22 protein-coding genes are annotated in these 23,816 nt (G+C 51.2%); 6 read left to right on the top strand and 16 right to left on the bottom strand.

The genetic code is table 11. The features are described from left to right. Positions 1-280 precede the first annotated feature (280 nt). The 3 genes from MKY86_RS11155 (at position 281) to MKY86_RS11145 (ending at position 4,603) form a co-directional block, all read left to right on the top strand. On the top strand, positions 281-2,938 hold the full coding sequence (locus MKY86_RS11155; protein ID WP_076073921.1) for a family 16 glycosylhydrolase: 2,658 nt from the start codon (positions 281-283) through the stop codon (positions 2,936-2,938). Positions 2,939-3,149: 211 nt separating this feature from the next. Beyond that, the gene (locus MKY86_RS11150; protein ID WP_036729806.1) at positions 3,150-3,644 is read left to right on the top strand and encodes an RNA polymerase sigma factor; all 495 of its coding nucleotides are present in this window, start codon (positions 3,150-3,152) and stop codon (positions 3,642-3,644) included. Further along, positions 3,641-4,603, top strand: coding sequence for a hypothetical protein (locus MKY86_RS11145; protein WP_076073918.1), 963 nt, complete (start codon positions 3,641-3,643; stop codon positions 4,601-4,603). Before MKY86_RS11150 ends, MKY86_RS11145 begins: the two co-directional genes overlap by 4 nt. 86 nt (positions 4,604-4,689) lie before the next feature. On the opposite strand, the gene MKY86_RS11140 is transcribed toward MKY86_RS11145, so the two are convergent. From MKY86_RS11140 to MKY86_RS11125, 4 genes are all read right to left on the bottom strand, one after another. Continuing rightward, a complete protein-coding gene (locus MKY86_RS11140) occupies positions 4,690-5,232 on the bottom strand; it encodes an AAA family ATPase (protein ID WP_076073916.1) in 543 nt (180 codons plus the stop codon). Beyond that, positions 5,229-5,768, bottom strand: a complete 540-nt coding sequence (locus MKY86_RS11135; protein ID WP_076073913.1) for a hypothetical protein — start codon at positions 5,766-5,768, stop codon at positions 5,229-5,231. Before MKY86_RS11135 ends, MKY86_RS11140 begins: the two co-directional genes overlap by 4 nt. After that, complete coding sequence (locus MKY86_RS11130; protein ID WP_076073910.1) at positions 5,765-6,184, bottom strand: MerR family transcriptional regulator; 420 nt, start codon at positions 6,182-6,184, stop codon at positions 5,765-5,767. Before MKY86_RS11130 ends, MKY86_RS11135 begins: the two co-directional genes overlap by 4 nt. A 252-nt stretch (positions 6,185-6,436) precedes the next feature. After that, a complete protein-coding gene (locus tag MKY86_RS11125) occupies positions 6,437-6,895 on the bottom strand; it encodes a DUF4064 domain-containing protein (protein ID WP_379312911.1) in 459 nt (152 codons plus the stop codon). 201 nt (positions 6,896-7,096) lie between these two features. Here MKY86_RS11125 and MKY86_RS11120 point away from each other — a divergent pair, with 201 nt between their 5' ends. Then, on the top strand, positions 7,097-7,981 hold the full coding sequence (locus tag MKY86_RS11120) for a LysR substrate-binding domain-containing protein (protein WP_076073908.1): 885 nt from the start codon (positions 7,097-7,099) through the stop codon (positions 7,979-7,981). A gap of 21 nt (positions 7,982-8,002) precedes the next feature. Here MKY86_RS11120 and MKY86_RS11115 read toward each other — a convergent pair whose 3' ends face one another. From MKY86_RS11115 to MKY86_RS11080, 8 genes are all read right to left on the bottom strand, one after another. Next, a complete protein-coding gene (locus MKY86_RS11115) occupies positions 8,003-8,992 on the bottom strand; it encodes an aldo/keto reductase family protein (protein ID WP_076073905.1) in 990 nt (329 codons plus the stop codon). Between the two features lie 180 nt (positions 8,993-9,172). Beyond that, positions 9,173-11,602, bottom strand: a complete 2,430-nt coding sequence (gene helD, locus MKY86_RS11110; protein ID WP_076073903.1) for an RNA polymerase recycling motor HelD — start codon at positions 11,600-11,602, stop codon at positions 9,173-9,175. 235 nt (positions 11,603-11,837) lie between these two features. Next, the gene (locus MKY86_RS11105; protein ID WP_076073900.1) at positions 11,838-12,431 is read right to left on the bottom strand and encodes a flavin reductase family protein; all 594 of its coding nucleotides are present in this window, start codon (positions 12,429-12,431) and stop codon (positions 11,838-11,840) included. 31 nt (positions 12,432-12,462) lie between these two features. Continuing rightward, positions 12,463-13,401, bottom strand: coding sequence for a ring-cleaving dioxygenase (locus MKY86_RS11100; RefSeq protein ID WP_076073897.1), 939 nt, complete (start codon positions 13,399-13,401; stop codon positions 12,463-12,465). A gap of 223 nt (positions 13,402-13,624) precedes the next feature. Continuing rightward, on the bottom strand, positions 13,625-14,221 hold the full coding sequence (locus MKY86_RS11095; protein ID WP_076073894.1) for a hypothetical protein: 597 nt from the start codon (positions 14,219-14,221) through the stop codon (positions 13,625-13,627). Next, positions 14,218-14,706 (bottom strand): GNAT family N-acetyltransferase, encoded by a 489-nt coding sequence (locus MKY86_RS11090; protein ID WP_076073891.1) that lies wholly within the window; start codon positions 14,704-14,706, stop codon positions 14,218-14,220. Before MKY86_RS11090 ends, MKY86_RS11095 begins: the two co-directional genes overlap by 4 nt. An 18-nt stretch (positions 14,707-14,724) precedes the next feature. Next, positions 14,725-15,210: a GNAT family N-acetyltransferase gene (locus MKY86_RS11085; RefSeq protein WP_076073888.1), complete on the bottom strand. Its 486-nt coding sequence runs from the start codon at positions 15,208-15,210 to the stop codon at positions 14,725-14,727. A 68-nt stretch (positions 15,211-15,278) separates the two neighbouring features. Next, entirely contained in the window at positions 15,279-16,544 is a 1,266-nt protein-coding gene (locus tag MKY86_RS11080; protein WP_076073886.1) for a serine hydrolase domain-containing protein, read from the bottom strand. Positions 16,545-16,675: 131 nt separating this feature from the next. Here MKY86_RS11080 and MKY86_RS11075 point away from each other — a divergent pair, with 131 nt between their 5' ends. Both MKY86_RS11075 and MKY86_RS11070 read left to right on the top strand, forming a co-directional pair. After that, entirely contained in the window at positions 16,676-16,963 is a 288-nt protein-coding gene (locus MKY86_RS11075; RefSeq protein WP_036729848.1) for an ArsR/SmtB family transcription factor, read from the top strand. A gap of 79 nt (positions 16,964-17,042) precedes the next feature. Then, positions 17,043-18,380 (top strand): MFS transporter, encoded by a 1,338-nt coding sequence (locus MKY86_RS11070; protein ID WP_076073883.1) that lies wholly within the window; start codon positions 17,043-17,045, stop codon positions 18,378-18,380. On the opposite strand, the gene MKY86_RS11065 is transcribed toward MKY86_RS11070, so the two are convergent. From MKY86_RS11065 to MKY86_RS11050, 4 genes are all read right to left on the bottom strand, one after another. Further along, positions 18,349-19,947 (bottom strand): hypothetical protein, encoded by a 1,599-nt coding sequence (locus tag MKY86_RS11065; RefSeq protein WP_076073880.1) that lies wholly within the window; start codon positions 19,945-19,947, stop codon positions 18,349-18,351. The two genes, MKY86_RS11070 and MKY86_RS11065, sit on opposite strands and share 32 nt — an antisense overlap. Then, the gene (locus tag MKY86_RS11060) at positions 19,940-20,653 is read right to left on the bottom strand and encodes an ABC transporter ATP-binding protein (RefSeq protein ID WP_076073878.1); all 714 of its coding nucleotides are present in this window, start codon (positions 20,651-20,653) and stop codon (positions 19,940-19,942) included. The genes MKY86_RS11065 and MKY86_RS11060 overlap by 8 nt, the downstream gene beginning before the upstream one ends. 74 nt (positions 20,654-20,727) lie before the next feature. After that, positions 20,728-21,486, bottom strand: a complete 759-nt coding sequence (locus MKY86_RS11055; RefSeq protein ID WP_076073875.1) for an ABC transporter ATP-binding protein — start codon at positions 21,484-21,486, stop codon at positions 20,728-20,730. A 9-nt stretch (positions 21,487-21,495) separates the two neighbouring features. Then, on the bottom strand, positions 21,496-23,814 hold the full coding sequence (locus MKY86_RS11050; protein WP_076073873.1) for an ABC transporter permease: 2,319 nt from the start codon (positions 23,812-23,814) through the stop codon (positions 21,496-21,498). Between the last annotated feature and the right edge of the window lie 2 nt (positions 23,815-23,816).

Below are 23,816 nucleotides of genomic sequence, written 5' to 3'. Positions count from 1 at the left end.
CATACATCTGGCCCACTCGCCTTCAGCGAGCCCAGTGTATGCTGTTTTCCGCATACATTCCGTCCACACGCCCCCTGCCCACACTCCATCCCACCGCTTCATGATGTTTCTGGACACGCACTGGCCAATATTTTCGCCGCAGCAGCTAAGCGACCCAAAAAATTGGGTCAAAACAAAAAGGATTGTCCCTTTTAGCGGGATATAAGTTTCGATAGAATAAAGATGTTCTCTCACATGTAAGCGGTTACCTTCACTACCATTTTATTAAAGGAGGGCAAGTATGAAGCGACTTTATACTATGCAAACGCAACCCGGTTTCAAGCAGAAGGTGCTTAGTCTGTTCCTGGTCCTGCTGCTGCTGTCCGGCATCGGCCAGCTCCCTGCTTCAGGCATTCAGCGCGCAGAGGCCGCAGGAACTACAGTTAGCTCAATGGCTTATTTCTCAGCGGCAGACGGTCCGGTCATCTCCAAATCAGGCGTCGGGCAGGCGAGCTACGGGTTCGTTATGCCGGTATTTAACGGCGGGGCTGCGTCCTGGAGCGATGTTTCGGATGATGTAGGCGTCAAAGTGAAAGTAAATGGCAATTGGGTAGACATTGACAGCGCAGGCGGCTTTGTCTACAACCAGAACTGGGGGCACTGGAGCGACGGCGGACAGAACGGCTACTGGTTCACCCTATCGGCTACAACCGAGATCCAGCTCCACTCTAAGGCGAATAGCGGGGTTACGCTGAATTATACACTGGCTTTTCAGAACCTGAACAAGACCACCATCAGCGCGATGACACCAACCCAAGGGCCGCAGATTACAGCAGGCTTCACCGGCGGGGCCGGCTTCACCTACCCTACCTTCAATAATGATCCGGCGCTCACATATGAAGCTGTGGCCGATGACCTGAAGGTCTATGTGAAGCCGATTAACAGCAGCACCTGGATTGATATTGACAACAATGCAGCCAGCGGCTGGATCTACGACAGCAACTTCGGCCAGTTCACTGAAGGCGGCGGCGGATACTGGTTCACGATCACCGAATCGATCAATGTGAAGCTGGAGTCCAAGACCTCTTCCGCTAGTCTGATCTACACCCTTACCTTCAATCAGCCGGTTAGAAATTCCTATGTCCTCACCGCTTATGAAGGCACAGCCTTTACTGCGGATAACAACGGATCGATTGGTTTTCCCCTGCCGAAAATTGACGGGGGCGCACCGATTGGCAGCGAGCTGAACAAATATGTGTATCAGATCAAAATCGGCGGCCAGTGGGTCGATCTGAGCAATTCCGCCCAGAGCGGCTTCGTCTACGCAGGCAACGGCTATAACAATATGTCTGCGGCGAACCAGTGGGGCTATTGGGCAGATTATGTGTATGGATTGTGGTTCCAGCCGATCCAGGAGAATATGGAGATCCGCATCGGCTATCCGTTAAACGGCCAGCAGGGCGGCAATATCGGCAGCAATTATGTGTATTATACCTTCACCGGCAATCCGAATGCCCCGCGTCCAGATGAAAGCGATCAGGAAGATATTACGTTGGGTACTCCGTCAGATCCTGCCGTAGCGGGCATGAACCTGCTCTGGCAGGATGAGTTCAGCGGAACCGCACTGGATACCAGCAAGTGGAACTATGAGCAGGGTTACTATATCACCAATGACCCTAACAGCTGGGGCTGGGGGAATAACGAGCTGCAGCATTATACGAATAGTACCGAGAATGTATTTGTCCAGAACGGACAACTGAATATCCGGGCCAAGAACGATCCGAAGTCCTTCCCGCAGGACCCGAACCGGTATGCACAATATTCCTCCGGCAAAATCAACACTAAAGACCATCTATCCTTCCAGTACGGCCGGGTGGACATCCGTGCCAAGCTGCCGACAGGGAACGGGATCTGGCCCGCCCTGTGGATGCTGCCACAGGATGCGGCTTACGGTGCCTGGGCGGCATCCGGCGAGATTGACATCATGGAAGCCAAGGGACGGCTGCCCGGCACAACCAGCGGCGCGGTTCACTTCGGCGGACAATGGCCGGTGAACAAGTACATCGCCGGGGAGTATCACTTCCCGCAAGGTCAGACTTTTGCGAACGACTATCACGTATATTCCATGGTCTGGGAAGAAGACAACGTGAAATGGTATGTGGACGGCAAATTCTTCTTCAAGGTCAATAGAGAGCAGTGGTATTCTGTAGCGGCACCGAACAACCCTAATGCTCCCTTCGACAAGCCCTTCTATCTGATTATGAATCTGGCAGTGGGCGGACATTTCGACGGCGGACTGACTCCGGCTCCGTCCGATATTCCGGCAACGATGCAGGTCGATTATGTACGGGTGTATAAGGAAGGCAGCGGCGGCGGAAATCCCGGGAACCCGGGCAATCCCGGAAGCGTTCCGGTGAGCGGTGTTTCCATAACTCCATCTGCCTCTGAGGTGCAGGTTGGACAGAGCGTCCAGTTAACGGCTAACGTGTCGCCATCCAATGCCTCTAACAAGCAGGTGACCTGGAGCGTGGCGAACAGCAGCACCGCTTCAGTAAGCCAGAGCGGTCTCGTCACCGGACTGGCTACAGGCACCACTACCGTAACAGCCACAACCGCTGATGGCAGCAAAACCTCGAGTAGCACAATCACTGTAGTCTCCCCGCCGCCAGCGACCATTGTGATTGGAGATCAGGTGCGCGGCTTGAAGAAAACAGGCAATAACCTGCTCTTCTATGTGAACGGCGCCACCTTTGCTGATCTGCATTACAAGATCAACGGCGGCGGCCAGCAGAACGTAGCCATGACCTCCGCAGGCAACGGCAATTACACCTACGCGGTCAATAACGTGCAGCAAGGCGATTCCGTAGAGTATTTCTTCACTTACAATCCGGGACAAGGGGCGCTGGACACCCCCTGGAAGACTTATGTTCACGGGGTAACCCAGGGAACCCCCGAGTAACAGCAGGATTCCTGCAAACAGATAAGTGACCGGATGAGCCGGCCGCTTCATACGGCCTCTATCACAGGGGATGAGGAAGTCTTGGACTTCTTCATCCCCTGTTTTTTGCTGTATCAGGGTGAGCTTAGAACAAGCAGAATAAATTCCCGGAAACAAAATGTGACCGGATGCCGTCCTAAAGGGTGTTATAGATAAAGGAGGGCATAACCTCATGCAGCAACCCATGACCCGGCCGGGCCATCCTGTGATGAAGAGCTACGAACAATATGCAGATATGCTGTACCGGATTGCCCTGGTTCATCTGGGCAGCCGCCAGGATGCCGAAGAGGCTACGCAGGACACCTTCATCAAGCTGATGGAGAAGGCTCCCGTATTCAAGGATGACGAACACCAGAAGGCCTGGTTGATCCGGGTCATCACCAATCATTGCAAGAATCTGCTGGGCAGAGGCTGGCGCAAGCGCGAGGTCAAGCTCGAAGGGGTGGAGCCGGTTACGGCCGATAACCCCGAGGAGCTGGCGGTCTTGCAGCTCGTGCTGGCCCTGCCGGTGAAGTATAAGACTGTCATTCATCTGTACTATTATGAGGATTACCCTGTCCAGGAGATCAGCAGAATTCTGCAGATCAGCGAGTCGGCCGTGAAGATGAGACTTCAGCGCGGACGTCAGCTGTTAAGACTGGAACTGGAAGGAGCAGAAGCGGAATGAAGGAAGATCAGTTTCGAAACCAATACAAGAAAGCGGTGGATACTATGAGTTCAAGCAGAGAAATGAAGCAAGGATTAGAAGGTAAAATGGAACAAAAGCGCCGTCCGCGTAAGATGGTCTATATCGCAGCAAGCGTGTTGGTCGCCGCCGGAATCGGCCTGGCCGGACCCAGCGTAATGAAGCAGCTAAATAGTACAGCTTCCCCGAATCCAGTAGCCCAGGTAGATCCGGGCACACCTTCGGCAGGGAATTCTGCCGGAGTCGTCATTCCCAAGATCGAGCTGCCGGATAAAAGCTCCGGTGCCCAGGCAGATATGATCGGCCTGGTCATCTACCAGGGCAATATCTATACCCAGGCGGCGATCCGCATTGAAGCGGCCGATGCGGCTGCACTGCGCGGGGAGAAGCTGGGCCGCACGACCAGCGGGATTGATGAATGGAGCGGCAAGGATGCGTATACGGAGCTGGCCTCAAACATCGGGGAGACGGATATCTATGCTGTCAAAGGATATGATTCCGGCTTCCTGGTCATGTCTTATACAGAGGCAGACGGTCAGGTGTTCGCGGAGCTGTACGAACATACGAACGGAATTACCGTGAACAGCGGAGCCGATCTGATCGGCAAGCTGAACCTGGACGGGCGCATCACCTCCGCCCAGTGGGAGAGCTTCGATAGCTGGAACAACGGCAAGCAGCAATACCTTCCGCTGCCGGAAGGCGCAGCGCTTAACGGCTTCCTGAGCGCGCTTAATGCCGCCAAGCCGCTGTCCGCAGACTCGCTCATGGCGCAAGGCATCTATGACAATGAGGACCGCAAGCTGGTTTACCTCGAACTTGCTGACAAAGCCCGGGTTGAGCTAACCTTGTTCGGCAAGGGACTTGTGCGCTACGGCAATGCGCCAGTATTCTTCGAGGTTGAGCCCGGTGCCTTCCAGACGCTGTGGGATAACCTAAAATAGTTCAAAGGCCATCCCTGCCGGGATGGCCTTAAGCTTTTACACACGAATAGAAAGTAAACCATCCTATACACCGCAGATTTATTCACCTAAGAGACAATTCCCGTGCTACCCTTCCATTTTTCCTTAATATACTCCTTGATCTGTTCCGCCAGCGCGGCCGTAGGTGTAGAAGTGGTGTCAAAAGTAGGCATCGGCGGATCATACTCCGTATCTGCATGGTCCAGCAGCCACTGCGCGAATTCCTCGTGCTGCCTGAGCATATCCTCTGTCCAGGTCGCTGCATCCTCCCGGCCCCGCAGGCGGGCATTTCGGGTGGCATCGTCACAATGCAGGTTAATAAAGTGCACTTCACTGAAAGCATCATAAACATCGCATTTCTTGGCGTCCCAGGGCATCATCGTCCCGCAAATAATCGTTCCTCTTCCCGACAACGCAACGGCATGCGCACAATGAAACAGCACATTATACCGGTCCTGGTACTCCAGCTTCTTCCCCGTCGTCCCGAAATTATCGTCATCCGTACTGAACAGAACAAATTCCGGCATCTGCTCCCTCAACTCATGCATGACCGTGGTTTTACCTACTCCGCTGGCTCCGGTGATAATGAATAATGGTAATTGGGTTCTCATATGCTCTCGATCTTAGCTCCTTCCACGCGGTATTTCTTCTCCCATTCCGACATAGCGTTGGAATCAAGCCTGATTAGCTTGGCCGGGGTGTATTCGTTATACTCATTCAGCTCACTTTTGTCTTGTGGAAGTTGCAGTTCTTTAATTCTGCGCACCACTTCCTCATCGGTATGAATCTCCACCGACTCCTCCTCAGACACGACCTTCAGCGGAATCACCTGCTTAACATTGGTACCGGTTCCATCCCTACCCGTGTAAGACAATTCAACCGCCAGACTATACTCCCCGCAAGGGACCGGCTCCCGGGTGAAGATTTCAACGTACAGGTCCGTTACTGACTGCGTATCGTCAATCCATATTCTCCCACTGCTGTCTTCAACAGCACCATTCAGATTAGGGGACCGGTGAAGCCCTGCCGGAAGGATTAATTGTAAGCGGGCATTCTGCACCCCGCCGGGCAGCGCGATGTGAAGCCAGAGATGATTCATTCCTTCTTCCTGCTCTATAGCAGATTTTGCAAAGCGGATATGGATCATACCTGCCCCTCCTCTTGAAGTAGTCTAGTAATCGTCTCAAGCATCTTCTCCTTCAGCGCCGTTGAGATGCGCGGACTAACGGAGAGAATGACATCCTCACTAACAACATGCAGCTCACTCTGGAGCATCTTATCCGATTGGTAGAGCCGCAGGTTATCGCCCAGCTTCATGATTTCGTCCATCGTCAGTCCGGCTAACTTCTCTTGGGCCGAGGCCAACGTCTCGCCGCTCCTGGTTAATACAAGGATCGCCCGTAAATAATGCAAATGACTATCTGTATACGCCCTCTTATTGCCCACCAGTTCCAGCGGCGGCAGCATCCCGATCTGCGTATAATACCTGACCGTCCGCAGATTCATCTGAGGATCTTCATTCTGTAACACCTCAGCCACTTGCTTCGCTGTGTAGGTATTCATTGGATTCTCCTTCCTTACGGAATTTTAGTTACAGTTAACTGTATTTGTTACAGTTTAGTGTAACACATTAAGAATGTCAATATTCTCACTTTACGTGAGATCCGGATATTGCTGGAGATCAGAGGTAAAAGATTGATAGGTCCTAATTACAAAAAGAAAAAAGCCTGCCAACCTTAACTGGTTGATAGGCTTTTTTTAAAAAAATCCAAACTGTATAATTTATAATTTTAAATTTCCACAATTGTTCTGTACTTATTCAAATACAGGAGGAACTGTGGAATTTCCAGCTTTCTTCTTACTTAAAACTCCCATGAATCCAGCCACGATAAGTAGTACTCCTGAAAGAACGTAGAACAACGAAATACTGATAGCCCCAGCTACACCACTAACCAACATAAGATATCCAGCTAGTTTTGGCTTGCTTTTAGAGAACGCAGAACCAACTATTCCCAAAATACTGAATAGTAACGCAGAAACTGCCAACCCTGTAATACTTGAAGTCCCACTATCCGAAAAAGCAGCATCAACGCCTCCGATAGCCATCGCTAAGAGTGAGGCGATAATACCAGTAATACCACCAATTAGACCCATTGCAAACATTCCAAATCCCCCCATGGTAATTATTTCACAGGAGAATATTACTACTTTTTTAGATATTTGTATATACCTATATTTACATATTTCTAACTTTTTCGACAATTTACATTTCAATTAAATTACTAATCCCTCCGCTTCAGCTCCATCGTGCCGGTGATCCGTCCTCACGGTGTGTCGAAGGCCGCGTGTCCCGGCGGATATCTGCGTATAGTATCTGACTGTCCCCAGATTCATCTGCGGTGCTTCGCAGTATACATGTCGATCCTACCCCTTATGCTATACTAGCTTTATCTGTAGAAAAAGAGGACCTCAACAATGGATATACGAAAATTACAATACTTCATTGCGGTTGCGGAAGAGCTTCATTTCCATCGTGCCGCAGAGAAATTAAATATGACACAGCCTCCGTTGACCCAGCAGATTCAAGCTCTGGAACAAGAACTGGGTGTGAAGTTATTTGAACGGAATAAACGTCAAGTCCGCCTCACACCAGCGGGGTCTGTTTTTTGGGAGGAAGCCAGCCGGATCTTATCTCAACTGGAGCGGTCTATTCAAACTGTGCGATTGGCAAGCCAAGGCATCATTGGACATTTGAACATTGCTTTCATCGGTTCAGCAGAGGGCGGAATCATGGTCGATGTGCTCAAAATATTCCGGCAACGGTTCCCTCAAATACAGCTGAACCTGCTGGAAATGACTTCTGCCCAACAATGGCAGGCCTTGCACGACGGTACCATCCATATTGGATTCATGCGCTTCATTGAGCCGGCACAGAATATTAATCATTGCAGCTTGATCAACGAAACTCTGGTTGCCGTATTGCCTGATCAACATCCGCTCGCCAAGCTGCCTGCATTGCCAGTCTCCGCTTTGCGTTCCGAGCCTTTTATCTTCTTTCCGCGTAAGCACAGTCTTCCTTTTCATGATCTGATTATGGGCTTTTGCGCTGAACATGATGTCTACCCTCAGGTTGTACAGGAAGCCGTGCAAATGTATACCATTGTGAACCTTGTGGCAGCGAACCTGGGGGTTTCCATTGTCCCTTCTTCAGTTTCCGTCTTCCAGCGCAGCGGAGTCGTATTCAGACCCTTTGAAGACAATGTCCCGCCTGTCCCCTTCTATGCTGCCTGGAGAACGGATACGAATCAGGCCATCCTCACTGCATTTATAGAGATTTTACAAGAACATAATTCCAGGTGAAAGGTGAGCGGACAACGTTATTCACCCGGTTTTTGCAGGATCACGCTCAACTAGCCCCTCTAATATTCTGTCAATCTCACTCAGCAAATCAGGTTCAAGACGCACGCCCGAAGCCTTCACATTCTCTTGTACCTGCTCTGGTCTGGATGCCCCAATGATTGCAGCCGACACCTGCGGATTCTGCAGCACCCATGCGATGGCCAATTGCGGCAGTGTCAGCCCCGCTTCGTGTGCAAGTGAGGACAGCCGGGATACAGCCGTAAGAACCTCTGTATGCAGCCACTGGCCAGCCAATCGTTCAAAAAACGGAGAACCCGCTGAAGTCGAAGCACGGGACCCCTGCGGGACAGGTTGATTCGGCAGATATTTTCCCGACAGAATGCCTTGGGCCAGCGGTGACCAGACAACCTGCCCGATTCCTTCCTGCTCAGAAGCCTGGATCACCTCCGCTTCGATCACCCGCCATAAGATCGAATATTGCGGCTGGCTAGCCACCAGAGGAACCCTCAGCTCCCGGGCCAACACCGCAGCTTGTGTGATCTGTTCAGCCGTCCATTCGCTGATCCCCACATACAGAACCTTCCCTTGACGCACCAGATCAGAGAAGGCCAGGAAGGTCTCCTCCAGCGAAACCTTTTTATCAAATCTATGGGCATAATAAATATCTATATAATCCGTCTGTAACCTTTTTAACGAAGAGTTACAAGCTTCCATAATATGCTTCCGGGATAGACCACGGTCATTAGTTCCTGTTCCTGTAGGCTGATAGACCTTGGTACATAACTCGATGCTTTCCCGCCGCACACCTGTTAAGACTTGTCCCAGCACCGTCTCCGCCTTCGTGTCCGAATACACATCTGTGGTGTCAAATGTAGTAATTCCCGCATCCAATGCAGCATGGACACAAGCTTTGGCGGTGTCATTATCCACTTGAGCCCCATGCGTAATCCAGTTGCCAAAAGCAATCTCACTGACCGATAAGCCGCTGGCACCCAATTTACGATATTCCATCTTCTTACCTCCTTTTAATAGCCATTTAAGCGTAACAAATTACTATTAATAGGTGAAATATCTTTTAACGAGTATTTTGATATGAAAAAAGTATTACCGAGCCGTTCACTGCGTTCTCATAGTTGAACCAAGCTCAACATGCAAAGACCCCTCCATTAAATTGGAGAGGCCTTCTTAGAACTATAGCGTAGCTACTGTCTGCTCATACAACGCCCCATCTACCCCACCGACAAACGGCGTCCACTCCCCCGCAGTATACAACTGCAGCCGGTGCATAGCCCGAGTACATGCCGTATAAAAAAGCTTCCTCTCGCTCTCCCTTTGATACGTCTGCGGGGACGCGTCGTAGATCAGTACGGCATCGAACTCCACGCCTTTGGCAAGATAAGCGGGGATCACCTGTATTCCTTTTTCAAAAGTTGGCGTATTCTTCGTAATCAGCCTCAGCTCCGGGGCCCCACCTTGGGCAGTCAGGCACTCATAAGCTTCTCTGCTCTCTGCGGCCGTCTTCGTAATCACAGCGATGGAGCTATAGCCTTCAGCCTGAAGCTCCGCGAGATCTTTCACGATGCGCTCTGCCTTCAACTCACGATTGTCCAGTTTAGCTAATACCGGCTTCCGGCCCCTCCGTTCAAAAGCCACAATCGCCTCACCGCCGGGCAGCAGCCGCTTCGTAAACTCCACAATCTCAAAGGTCGAGCGATAGCTGCGGACCAGCAGGAACTGGCTAGTCTCTTCTTCTCCATAGAGCTTCAGCAGCGGTGAGCTGCTTCCATACAGATTCGTCGCCTGCGTGAAGATCGCCTGGCCGAAGTCTCCCAGCACCGTCATACGGGCACGCGGAAACAGCTTTTTGAGGAACTCATACTGGAACATGGAATAATCCTGGCCTTCATCCACGAAAATATGCCGCACCTGCGTATTCGTCCGCACACCTTCGATTAGCTCTTTTAAATACAAATACGGGGTCGCATCTTCATACCAGAGTGTCCCGCTATCCAGCATCTCCCGGGTCTGCGCACAGATCTCCGGCCATAGCTCCGGCACCTCCGCTTCACCCATCATTTCCCTGTAGGCCGTTTCATCACTGAACAATTGACGGTAGAGCCCGGCCATGTCGATAAAGGTGAACTTCCTGATCCCCCGTCTCAGCGGTTTGAACTGCTCCTTCACGATCATCTGGGCCAGCAGCTCTTCCTCCCGTTCGGCGAAATCAAAGTCACTCTCATCCTGCTCGCGCTTGTGGACCAGCAATTCCTGAAGGCGGAGGTATTTCTCGGCAAAATCAAACACGCCCCGTTCCCTGTGCAGCATCCGGTATACTTCAGCGTATTGGTCATTGTCGAGGTAATTCATCTCTTCCTCTACCCAGGAGGCTCCCTGCTCCAGCTTTTGCAGTCTGGTCAGCTCTTCGAGCAGCCATTTCTGCACCAGCGTAATCCGGTTAGGCAGACGAATCGAAGGATCAAAGCTGTATAGCTTGCTCTTGATTAGCTCCCCCGAGATTAACACGCGGTCCCGGAAGCGAATGTCCTTGAACAGCATTCCCTCCAGCTTCAGCCACTGCGCATAACCCTGAAGTGCCCGGAGGAAGGCTTCCGACGCCTTATATCCGACTCCCTTGAGACGGGCTTCATACCCCTCTTCCTGCTGAGCGGTAAGCACGTATTCCATCTGATCGAACGAATCTTCAATCCGGTAATCCTGCCCCAGCCATGTTTCCAGATATTCCTGAAAGGTGACCTGCTGCATATTCTCTTCACCCAGCTCCGGAAGAACGGTAGATACATAGCTGTTGAACATCGGGTTAGGGGAAAATAACACAATCTGATCCGCCGTCAGCCGCTCGCGGTGTTTGTACAGCAGGTAGGCTACGCGCTGGAGCGCTGCCGAGGTTTTGCCGCTGCCCGCCGCTCCCTGCACAATAAGCATCCGGCTCGTATCGTTACGGATAATCGCGTTCTGCTCGGCCTGAATCGTGGCTACAATGCTCTTCATTTGTGAATCTGCGCCTTTGCCAAGCACCTGCTGGAGCAGCTCATCTCCGATCGTAACGCTCGAATCGAACAAATGCTGGAGCTGACCGTCACGGATCTGGTACTGCCGCTTCAGTTCCATCGTTCCGCTAATCCGTCCTCCGGGTGTGTCGAAGGCTGCTTTTCCCGGCGGATAGTCGTAGTACAGGCTCGCAATCGGGGTCCGCCAGTCATAGACCACGAAGCTCAGACCATCCTCTTCGATGAAGGAGGACACTCCGATATAGACCTGTTCCACAGCCTTCTGACCCTCCTCATGAAAATCTATCCGCCCAAAATAAGGCGACGGCAGCAGCCGCTGCATATTCTTCCATTGCCGCAGCTTCCGCGCATGACTGCGTTCCCGTTCAGACAGGACTGCGTCCTGCTGGGTAATGGTGAAGAAGCTCTCTTCGAAATCCTCCTCCGTACTCGTATTGACCGTTACTTCTTCCCAGAATCTCCGGCGGATGTCCGTAGCCTGCTCCTTCAGCTGGCCAACCTCCGGCTCCAGGTTTGCGATCCCCGATTTCAGCTTCTCTTTGACCTGCTCCAGCCACTCCTGCTCCTGCTCCCAGCTGCTTACCTTCTCCATCACCTGATCACTCCTCTTTCTTGAAATAGTCCCAAACAGGCGGGTTGACAAACCGGATGTCCCTTTGCTATAATTAAAATATAAATAAGATGCGTTACCTCCGATCTGATTTTTGAAAATAGTCAACAGTCTTCTAACATTAGCATATTATTTCTTTGTATGCAATACTTCCTGAATCATAATTAACCCTGGCGCTTGCGCCAGGGTTTTGTTGTTTAGGTGATAACCTGTCCTATTACACAGGCCGCTCGATCTCAAAAATCTCCCCAATCCCCGCATAGTTATTCCCTGCCAGACGACTTACCGCCCCTAATGCCACCGGATTAATTCTCCCCTGCTCGTAGATCGCCTCGTCCAGATGAAACTGCACGATCCTGCCGATCAACAGATCATTATTAGGCAGCTCCAGGCAATGCTCCAACACACATTCCAACCGCACCTTCGCTTCCTGGACGCCGGGGACCTTAATGCGTAGGCTATCCACAGGCGTCATACCGGCTAAGGCGACCTCACTCTGGTCAGGCGGCAACGGTGCAGCAGTCATATTCACTTGTCTGACATTCTGCTCATCCACAATATGAACCACAAACTCCTTTATGTGCTTGATGTTGCGTGCAGTATCCTTGGACTGACCCCCGGCATGCTGAATAGAGATGGAGATCATCGGCGGGTTGGAGGATACAATATTGAAATAGCTGAACGGTGCACCGTTCAAGACCCCATCCTCCGACAAGGTGGTTACAAAAGCAATCGGACGCGGAATAATCGTCCCGACCAGAAGCTTATAATTATCCCGTTCGGTGCCCTGCTGCGGATCAATAGTGATCATGCTCGTGCCTCCTTTTTAATGTCAAAGCAGATTAGTCAAGCTCTCTTACAGTAACCGGCAGCAGAACTTGTTCAATCTGTGCTCTGTGCGGCTCGTATTGTTCCGGCAGCATCAGGCTGGTCCCCATCGTCTCCGGCGTTTCATCATGAGCGAAGCCCGGAGGATCGGTAGCGATCTCGAACAGAATCTCCCCATGCTCTCTGAAGTAGATGGCGTTGAAATAATTCCGGTCCTGCACCGGTGTTACCCCATATCCATTATCATGCACAACTTCCTGCCATTCAAGCTGATCCTGATCATCCTTCGCTCTCCAGGCGATATGATGTACGGTGCCGACACCCATTTCACCGCGCGGTACAGCCGTTACCTTCAGCTCAACCACATTTCCAAGATCCGCAGCCGAATGGTAACGGGCGACATCACCTTCCTGCCCTGCGAATGTAAGTCCCATCACCTTCTCCAGCAGCTCCGCCGTTTGTTCAGGTTGAGTGGACAGCAGTGTTGCGCCGCCGAAGCCCTTGATCGCCACCTCGGGGGTTACGCCGCTGAATGTCCATTCATTACGCTCACCCGCCTCCCGTTCCACCAGCTCCAGATGCAGACCGTGCGGATCATCGAATTCCAGGTACTGCTCGCCAAACCGCTCCATCTCTGTGTAAGCCACCTTGAATGCCGTGAGCCGCTCTCTCCAGAACGCCATCGCCTGGGCCGGAATCACATACGAAGTAACGCCAACCTGGCCCCCGCCGATCTTACCCTGATACGCATCCGCCCACGGGAAGAAGGTAATAATCGTTCCCGGCTTCCCGCCATCATTGCCGAAGTAGAAGTGATAAGTTCCCGGATCGTCGAAATTGACCGTTTGCTTCACCAGCCGCAGCCCCAGTACCCCTGCATAAAAGTCCATATTCTCCTGCGGATGCCCGACAATCGCGGTGATATGATGAATACCCATGGTTTGTTTGTTCATTTGAATTGCCTCCTAAGTTAATAAAATCGAATAATATCTTTACTTTAAGATATTTGGTTAAACATTATCTTTAAGTTAAGATAATTTATATCCTCACTTTACTTTCTATAGTTACAGTTGTCAAGTACTTGTTGAAACCAGCGTCTGAATTACACACTATGCCATCAGGAAGGCAAGTAAATAGCCCCTTCTGCTGAAGAGGCTGGAATGTACGGGCAAGTACCTATAACTTAAACACGATATCATCATCTGCACTGTCTGTGCGTGTAGCCCCGTTACTTCTGAACCTGAACTCCATACCAGACAGATCATCAGGCAATGGGGGTGATACAACATATTTATAAGTAGCATGGTCCGAATTGCTTGACCCATTAATCATTCGGCAGAAATAGGGTTTACCTATGATAAGTTCCTGTTGAATCATTCCCTGGTGGCTGAGGTCCTGATCCTCCGGCGCATCCCAATCGATATTCAGCAAGATAACACTAGCATTGGTATACTGCCTCACCGTGGTTAGAGTATAGAGACGCACCCCCTGCTCAACCGCCTTCAGAACTTGAATATGCCGTCTGAATCCTTCAGGCTCCACCATCGGTCTGAAATGCTCTTCGTCCATCAATAACATGAATATAGTTTTTATAAACTCTTCATACAGTCCAAAGCTGGCAGACCATTTAGACAATAGTTCATCTGTAGGATAAGCCTGTTTGTTATTCAAAATGTCCTTCCTCTGCCTAAACAGAGCACATATTTGTTCATCAATCTCTGTTACGTTATCATCGTAATCCACTGCTGGACGTTCCATTGCGATCCGTTTCATGAAGATCCTCCCCGCTTTTCGTAATAGCACAAGGTCATCTTATCATTGATTTCCCGGGTTTCATCGGTCCTTCTGTAGCCCAGCTTCTCATACAAATAGCAGTTCCGCTCTTCCTGCACGACGGTCGCCAGCCCCCACGTTTTCGCATCCGAATAGATCTCTTCAATCCGGGCGAATGCCTGCTGGGCGATGCCTTGGCCTTGGGATTGCGGAACTACACATAATTGACCGAGCCAGTAATGATGCTCTTCTATTTTCTTGACTCTGATACTGCCTACAGCATTCCCGGCGTTTCGGATGATATAGTAATTCACAAATTTCTGATTCATCCGTTCTACGAGCCTCTCCAACGTTTCATTAGCCGGATTTGTCTCATAATCCTGATATTTCTCCAAGAGCGGCATAAAGGCCTGAAGCTGCATAGCATGAATATCCGCCGCATCCTCCAACGTAGCTTTACTTAATGTAACATCTGACTGTTTCATTGTATGTACCTCCTGACTTTATACCCTATACACGTAATCCCAATGTTCACCCTTAAGTACGGAGTCAGGACCCATGTGCCGTTTCTGCTGCAAAACAAAACCAACGCGCTCATACATCCGCTGCGCGGGGATCAGATCATCATTAGTGGTCACCCGAATCTGCCCGACTTCATTCCGCAGGATTCGGTCGACCGCTTCTTGAAGCTGCAGGGTGCTGTAGCCTTTGCCTTTGTGGGCAGTGGCAATACAATTATGGCCGATTTCAGCATATCGGGGCATCTGCCTCGGGTCCCAGGATACAAAGCCAATCGCCTTACCATGCATCGTAGTCATGAACCCATATTTATCCGCAATTTGCAGATTGTCAAAGAAAAAGTTGTCAAACTCCTGCCAATCCTCCAGACAGCTCTGCTCATACCTGCGATCGAAGGAATAGGCATCCTTCAATAATTCAAGCAGTGTCCCCCGTTCAAACAGGCTGATTTTACTGAATTCAATGCTCATTTACTTCCCTTCTTTTCTTGTGTGTTGTAACTTTCAACTATATCCTATCACTTGCCGCTGCGGCAACATCAAGGGGCAAAGCGTGCATATACAAGAAAAATCTTCTCCCCCTGCGTATTCTCAGTGATCTTATAGGGGTGGAGCTGGTCATAATGGCGCTGGACAAATTCTCCTTCGCCTACCGGGTAGAGCTCAATGTGGACGTTGCCAGTAAATCTGGTGAAATACAGCTTCCCGCCGACCAGCTCGATCTGAATTTTGTCTGCAAGGTAGGTTCCGCAGTACGCCCTTAAACATTCCTCACTGAGCTGATGCTCAGGATGCCGGGCCGGCGGCTCTACCTCCACCTGATGCAGAATATCCGCGAGCGCATGGCCCAGTCTGTACTGATTGATGCCTTCATTGTTCGAGAGGATGATAATGCACAAATCCTCAGCGAAAAAATGCTGCATATACGTGCAAATCCCCAGCTGATCGCCCCCATGGGAATACCGGTCTTGACCGTATAGCAGGTGATGCTCCAGGCCGTAGCAGTAGTTGTTCTCGTTCTCCTGGAAGAATCGTTCATAAGCCGCAGAGGACAGGAGCTGCCGGTCCCGCAGACAGGCATACCAATTGTACAAATCCTCGCAGTCCGATACAATCCCGCCGGCTCCGATGCTGAATTTCTCGTTGTAATATGGACATTTGACGGTGTCCGCGAAGTCTTTGATATAGTTGCTTGATCTGTTCTCAATCACGGCGCAACCGTCATCCACCGTACTGTTCGTCATCCTTAGAGGCAGGAAGAGATAATTATGGAGAAACTCCCCGTACCTCTCCCCCGAGACATGCTCGATGATCCAGGCCAGCAGATTGTAGTTGGAGTTATTATAATCGTACTCTGCTCCTGCCGGCTTGGTTGGCTTCTTGTTAATGTATTGCCGGAAGAACCTTGTCCGGGAATAGTCCAGCCGGTAATCTCCGCCGAAGAAATCGTTCTCAAAATTATAAAAGTTATATAGACCCGAGGTATGAGACAGCAGATGATGAACAGTGATAGACTCATCAATGGCAAGCTCTGCCGGGAGATACAGGTATGCAGGCTGCTCAACATCCAGCAGCCCCTTGTCATGCAGCATCATAACAGCGAAGGCCGTAAACTGCTTCGACATGGAGGCGAGGGAGAAGCGTGACGCCAGCGTATTTTTAATTCCAAACTCCATGCTTGCATACCCGCAGGCCCGCTCGAAGATCACCTCGCCCTTCCGGATCACTTGAATCACGCCATAAAAATCCCATAGCTTCAGGTATTTATTCGTATAATCTTCAAGCTGCTCAAGTAGGGACTGCACGGGTTCATCTCCTAACTTATTTGGAATGGTGTTGTAAAAACACTGTAATACATAATTATACATCTATGCAATGATAAAGCGGATACACCATCGCCGTTGACAACCAGAATGCCCCAGAGTATCATAGTCACATGACTTTACAACCATTAACGGACACGCAGCGTGTCCGCATATTTCAGACGTTGTCGGATGAGAAGCGGATCGAGATTATCCGCTTTCTGAAGAATATAGAGCGGCCCCCTATCTGCGGGGAGGTCGGGCAGAGCCTCGGAATCAGCAAATCCAACAGCTCGTATCATCTTAAGCTGTTGTCTGAATCCGGGCTGGTGAATATAAGGAAGGAAGGTGTACATAAGCATATCAGTTTGAACCTGGACACCTTTGAGGCCTATTTACCCGGGTTCTTAGCTACTCTCTAGGGCAGTAGCTTTTTTTTGCCTTAATAGTCATATAGTTTTATGACTATTAAACAATAACAAATACGAAGGAGAATTACGGATGAAAATGATGAACAAAGAGGCTGCCTTGCTGGCAACCTTATGTTTTCTCGTGCTGATGGGCGTGTCTAATGCTATTTTATTTAACGTGGCCCTGCCAAGCATCATAGCCGATCTGCATCTCACGACCACGAAGGCCAGCCTGATCATTACCTGCTATACCTGCATCATCTCCATCGGAGCTTTAACGTACAGCAAATTATCCGAGCACTATCAGATCAGAACGCTGCTCCTGACAGGAATTAGCCTGTTTGTCGGAGGCTCCATTCTTGGATACCTCAGCGGGCACTACCTCCTGCTCATTGCAGCACGCGTGATTCAAGCCAGTGGCGGATCTTGCTTCGTTCCCTTGTCCATGATTACCGTCAGCCACTATCTGCAGCCGGCTCACAGGAAGCTTGGTCTAACCCTAATCAGTTCGATGATGACCCTCGGCTCGGGGGCCGGCTTTCTGCTCGGCGGCGCTATTACCACCTTCTTCGGGTGGCACTTCCTCTTCCTGTTCATGTTCCTTATTGCCCTGGGATTCTTCGGGATCTATGCCTTCATGCCTAGAGCTTACCTCAGAGAAGACCATGACCGGCAGCAATTCGATAAGGCAGGTGCAGTGATGGTGACGCTGATCATCGTCTCATTCTTGCTCGCTATTTCCCTGAATCTCTGGCTGTTCATCATCACCCTAATAATGATTGTACTCATGAAGGCTTATGCCAGTAAAGACCGGATGAACCCTTTTGCAGATATACATATGCTGAAGCTGAAGCCTTTTCAAAAGCTGCTTGCGGCAACCTCTTTGAACAGCGCCTCTATCGTGGCTGTCCTCTATCTGTTTCCATTGCTGCTTACACATACCTACAGGATATCTCCTGTTACAATCGGCTTGATTCTATTCGCCACCGCACTGTTCAATGTGGGCACGAACCTGCTGGCTGGACGTCTGCTGCAGATATGGACCCCTAAGCGGTTGATCAGCGTCTTTAGCCTTATAGCCATTGCCGGCTTTGTTCTCATGGCTCAAGGAGCTAACACCTCTCTGGCCCTCTTAGTAGTCGCTCTGGTGTGTATCTATATCGGGAATTGCGCTGTACAGATCGGACTGAACCATAGCGTTCCCCTGACCGTTCCTGCACCAGCGAGTGCCGCAGGCTTCGGGCTGTTCAATCTGATTAACTTCGCGGGCATGGCGGCAGGACCCGCACTGTCGAGCCGGATGCTGTCGCTGAACAGCCCTTACTGGGCGATATTTCTGTTCTTTGCCGCTCTGGTGACACTTATACCCATGATTATCCGCACAGATAAACCGGCTGCTACAGCTTCTGAAATAACCGTTCCCCGTTAATCCAGATATATCTGTACATACCGGCGCACACCGCTGCCATTAGAATGCAGTATCCCAGCAGGATGAGATTTCCGCCCAGCCCAGGAAGAAGCATGAACAGTACGGCGGGAACAGCCAGCGTGAGAACGCCGATAACCATCGTTACCAGCACCGACGCACTCTGCTTGATGGCCGCAACTTCACTAGTCCAGTCCAGCTTGGGCAGCTTCAGGTTCACCATAACACCCAGCAGGGCAGAATAGCAGGCATAGATTACCGGAACGGCCAGCATTAATATACTTTCCATCCATCCGGCATGAAGAGTATAGGCCAGCAGCCCCCAGCTTACAGCTGTAATGGGTAACGTAATGGTGAGATTCACCGCCACCTTGCTGAATACAATCGCCGGTTTGGGCACGGGCGAGCTGGTCAAGATCCACAGATGATTTCCTTCCAGCGAAATGGAGCAGGCCGTGGTGCAGCTCAGAACAACAAACAGAGAGATCACCAGCGGACTCAGCGTACTTAGGGAGTCCGACAGCTGCGGGATGTCAAGAATGGTTCCCAGCTGCTCTGAGCTAACGAATAATAAGGAAATGGACATCATCAGGAGCAGCACCATCCCGATCCCTGTGTTCAGCACATAATTGACCGAGCTGAAATAACGCCGCAGCTCCTTTAGATACAAGGCCTTGAATGCTGAATTAGCCTGTAGCGGCTTCATCGTGTATCCGCGGCTTGCGCGGCTGGTCATAAGCCCTGTATGAATCGCCTTGTACCGGGTCGCCAGCAGGACTGAGAACAGCATAAAGACCAGCACAGACACCGCGATGAAGAAGAGCAAGGCACTTACCCGGTACGAGCAGACCGCATCAACGTACAGGGAAGCCGGAGGATACACCTTGAAGATCATATCACCCAAGGCGGCTCCAACATCTGCAATCGCCTGCTGCCCTTGATTGAGCGTGAACGAGCCCAGCATCAGTATAATGATGAAGGCGAACGTGAGGATCATATTCAGGATTTTGCTCGCCCGGAACCGGGAAGAGACCCAGCTAATGAGGGTGCCCACAAGCGTAGCCGCTATAATCGGCAGCAGAGTAATGAAGAAGAGCGTCAATAGGAAAAACAGATAGAACAGCACACCCGGCTTCACATGTATCGCATACACCGCCCCCGCCGGAAGCATGACCAGCAGCGTGAAGAACAGGTTCATCACATAGAGCTGAAGCACCCGGCTCGCCACCACATGGCTGGTCTTTACCGGAAGCGACATGATCATATCGTAGTCTTTGTAACTGAATAATACCCCGCTTGCCTTATAGACCGTAGTGAAGAAGCCGACCAGCGAAGTGACCGCCATCATCACTGCCAGCAATAAGTCCATCCGCCCAAGCTGCTCGAACGACTGCGCCATCATGAAGCTGTAGCCGAATGACACGGCTCCGATCATGAGTATCCCGGCTATCATCGCGATGCTGAGCAGTAGCGCCTTCCGTCTCTGTGCAGAGTCTTTCGTATGCAGCGCTTTATTGAGGCCGAAGGAAGACAACAGCTGCAGCTTCGTTAATCTCCAGACATTAATCATGATCGATCAGCTCCATGAATACATCCTCCAGGCTGTTCTCGCCCCTGACCTCTTCGGTCTTACCATGGGCAATCAGCCGCCCGCCTTTGATGATCGCAATCTTATTGCAGAGCTTCTCAGCAGTATCCAGCACATGCGTGGAGAAGAAAATCGCACTGCCTCTGCTGCACACATCTGCCATGATCGTCTTCAGCGTATGTGCAGCCTTGGGATCAAGGCCGACAAAGGGTTCGTCCAGCACCAGCAGCTTTGGCTCATGAATCAGCGCCGAGATAATGGCCAGCTTCTGCTTCATGCCGTGGGAATACGAGGAGATCAGATCGCCCAGACTGGCTGTGAGCTGGAAGGCATCGCCGTATTGCCCGATCAGCCGCTCACGGTCCGCCTTGGATACGTTAAAGAGATCGCCGATGAAATTCAGGTACTGAATCCCCGTCAGGTGATCGTACAAGTCCGGGTTATCCGGGATGTAGGCAATTTTCGCCTTACAGGCTAACGGATCTTTTTTAATTGAGATGCCGTCAATTTCAATCTCCCCTTGTTCAAAATCAAGCACGCCCACCACAGCGCGGATCGTCGTGGTCTTGCCAGCGCCGTTATGCCCGATGAAGCCATAGATGTCGCCCCGTTCAACCTCAAGGCTAAGATCATCCACCGCCTTTGCGCCGCCTTTATAACTCTTCGTAAAATTCTTGATGGTCAGCATTTCCTCTCACCTCTTCCTTGGTGTTAGCAAATAACTATAATACGAACAGCCCGGGCTAATGGTTCATTTCAATATTAAATCCCAATCTCCCGCATTTTTGCCGTGATTAAATTCATGCGGGGCTCAAGCGTCCCTCCGCTGTATTTCGGCAGGCGTATCTCATCGACAATCCGGCCATCGCACATGAACATAATCCGCTGCGTCCTGGCCGCCACAGTGGCATCATGGGTGACCAGCATGATGGCCGTCCCTTCTTCATTGATTCCGGACAGCAGGTCCATGATCTCCTCGGCAGCCTTCAGATTCAGCGCGCCGGTTGGCTCATCCCCGAAAATAATGCGCGGACTGCCCATCAGCGCCCGGCAGATGCCGGCCCGCTGCAGCTGTCCGCCCGAAGCCTCCGTAATATCACGCTTTGCCAGCTCCGCGATCCCCACCTTTTCCATAAGCTGCTGCGCCTTATCCGTAATCGCTGCAACCTTCCGCCGGTTGTCACGCATCGACGGCAGAATAATATTGTCCAGGATGTTCAGATTCTTCATCAGTGTCGGCTGCTGGAACACGAAGCCCATTCCCGTTCTGCGGAGGTCGGCAAGCTCATCGCCCTCAAGGGATCCCAGATCCCTGCCTTCAAAAGTAACCAGCCCCCAGTCGATCCGGTCCATTCCGCTCAGTGCAAACATCAGCGTGGACTTCCCTGAGCCTGAGGGTCCCATTACCGAGACGAATTCGCCTTCGTGAATATCGACGGATACCCCGTCCAGCACCTTGCGCTGCTCCCCACCAGTGCCATATTGTTTGGTTATATTTTCTCCCGAAATGATCTTCTTCATCTTCTTGATCTACTCCTTAATATTGCCGGATATTTGAATTCGACCGATGCCCGATGTGCCGATAACCGCCCCGATGAGTACAGAACCGGTCATGATTAGCGGACACAGCAGATACGCCGAGAGCGGATTGACCACGAACTTGAACGACGAAGCCCCGAAGGAGGAGATCACAGCCCCGGCAAGAATCTGCCCCAGAGTGTTCGCCAGCAGGGTGCCCAGAACCATCCCGGTCACCAGTACAAATATAGAACGCGCATAATACTGTACAGTCAGATCGGAATTCCGGAAGCCCATCGATTTCATGACGGCAATAGAGTAACGGTCCTTGGCTACCAGCATCCGCATGAACAAGAGTGTAATCAGTACATTCAGGACCAGCATCACGGCCAGAGCAGCCCATGCAGCCTTACCGACTGAGCTAATGGTAGAGCCGAAGGTCTGCGTCACATATTCCCCGATATCGGACACCTTCGCATAACTGAACCGCTCTGCATATTCGCTCACCTTGCTACTGATTAGCATGGAATCTGCAAGCTCCGCATAAATCACGGCCCACATGGCCTGATCAGAAGTCGTGGTGAAGGTGGCCTTGGCTGTTTTCCCGCCGTTGGTCACATCCGAATAAATCCCGGACACCGTAAGCTCCTTCGCTTCTCCGTCTACGAGCAGGGTCAGGGAATCACCGGCTTGCTTGCCCAGCTCCTTGGCATTCGCAGCGGAGAGGGCAATCTCATTCGCTGCAACCGGGCCATGTCCTTCACCATAGGCAACCGGAAAAATGGAATGGTCGCCCAGCTCAACCTTTATCCGCTCAACGACACCATTGTCCAGCTTCACGTTCAGCGCCTGAGTGGTCAGCACGGCAAAACGGAAGATCATCACATCCTGCTCCATCACCCGTGCAATGTCTGCGGCCTTCTCTGCAATATGGTCCGTCTGCTGGATATCCATGCGCAGATCACTGTCACCGATGCCCATGTATGTAATGAAGCTTGGAGAGGAGATCGTATGATAGAGATTCTGGGGCACAATCATAAGGAAGGAAGAGATGACGAGTACTGCAAGCATAGTTGCATATAGAGCTTTTCTGGACAAGACATCCTTAACGCCTAGATAAACATTCGTGTTCAGCAGCCGGTTGGCGCTCAAGGTAAACCGCCCTGAGCCCGCCCGGGTCTGCTGGGATGTGCCGAAACGGATGGCTTCGACAGCTGAAATCTTCCGGAAACGCTTCAGTACCCTGTTCACATAGGCAACAATAATGAGGAATACGAGCAGTACGCCAAGGATGCCGCAGGCCAGAGCAAGTGCCGGATGCGCACTTTCGCCCATATACAGCCTGATATTCTCAAGCAGCAGACCTCTGAAGCTGAACGATAATGCCAAGCCGAGGATACTCCCCAGAGCTGCTATTGCTGCGTATTTGGCCAGATAGATTCTTTTGAGATCCGAGACGCGCAGACCGATGGCCTTCATGACACCGATCTCCCGGTAATCGCTCTCGATGGTTGCCATGAGGGTGAACCGTATACATAGAAAAGCAATAATAACAACCAGCACACTCGCCAGCAGGATCACCGCAATCATCAGCCCGTCCGAGATCGCATTAAGCACTCTGAACAGGGGATATGTAATCACCGGGCCGTTGCCTTCAAGTCCTGCTGCGGTATAGTCTGTCTCGAAGGCCCCCAGCATCGACAGGTCCTTCAGTCTGAACTCAATCAGGTATTCCGTGGTTCCGTACTGCGCTAGCTCCGCATAATCCGCCGGGCTGACGAGGAACCGCTTCGATGAAGCGAGCAGCGAGTTCATCTGTGAATCCCGCAGGAACCCCGCTACAGTGAGACTTGTGTCTCCCACGGTAACCGTCCCTCCGGCCTTGACGGAGCCATCCTTCATATAACTGATCGGGACATACACCTCGCCATCCCGTACATCAATCACTTTCCCGTCCAGATCAAGCAGATAATCAAACTTCCCGCTCTGTGTGCTGAAGCCGTTATCCTGAACACTGTCCGCAAGCGTATGCCCGTCCATGACAATCCTCGCGCCTTCTACATTGAGGAAATCAAGCACCTGGTGTTCTTCAACCTTATTGTTCTGCTCTGCAAAGGCCTTGAGCCGGGCTTGATCCAGCTGGCCGGAATGCATCTGCAGGAAATGCGGCGTCTTCGCCTGTGTCATCAAATGATCGATGGCCCCGCTCAGATTGACGACCAGAATGGCTGACAGAGAGACGAGCATGGCTGCAGCTGCTACGAACAGCATAGTCGTGAGCGTAATTCCCTTACTTGTGCGGATATCTCTGCGGATGATTCGGTAAAACATAA

The organism is Paenibacillus sp. FSL R7-0333 (assembly GCF_038000365.1).
In the GTDB taxonomy this organism is placed as follows: Bacteria; Bacillota; Bacilli; order Paenibacillales; family Paenibacillaceae; genus Paenibacillus_AQ; species Paenibacillus_AQ silagei.
This window is presented reverse-complemented; position numbering and strand designations above follow the sequence as displayed.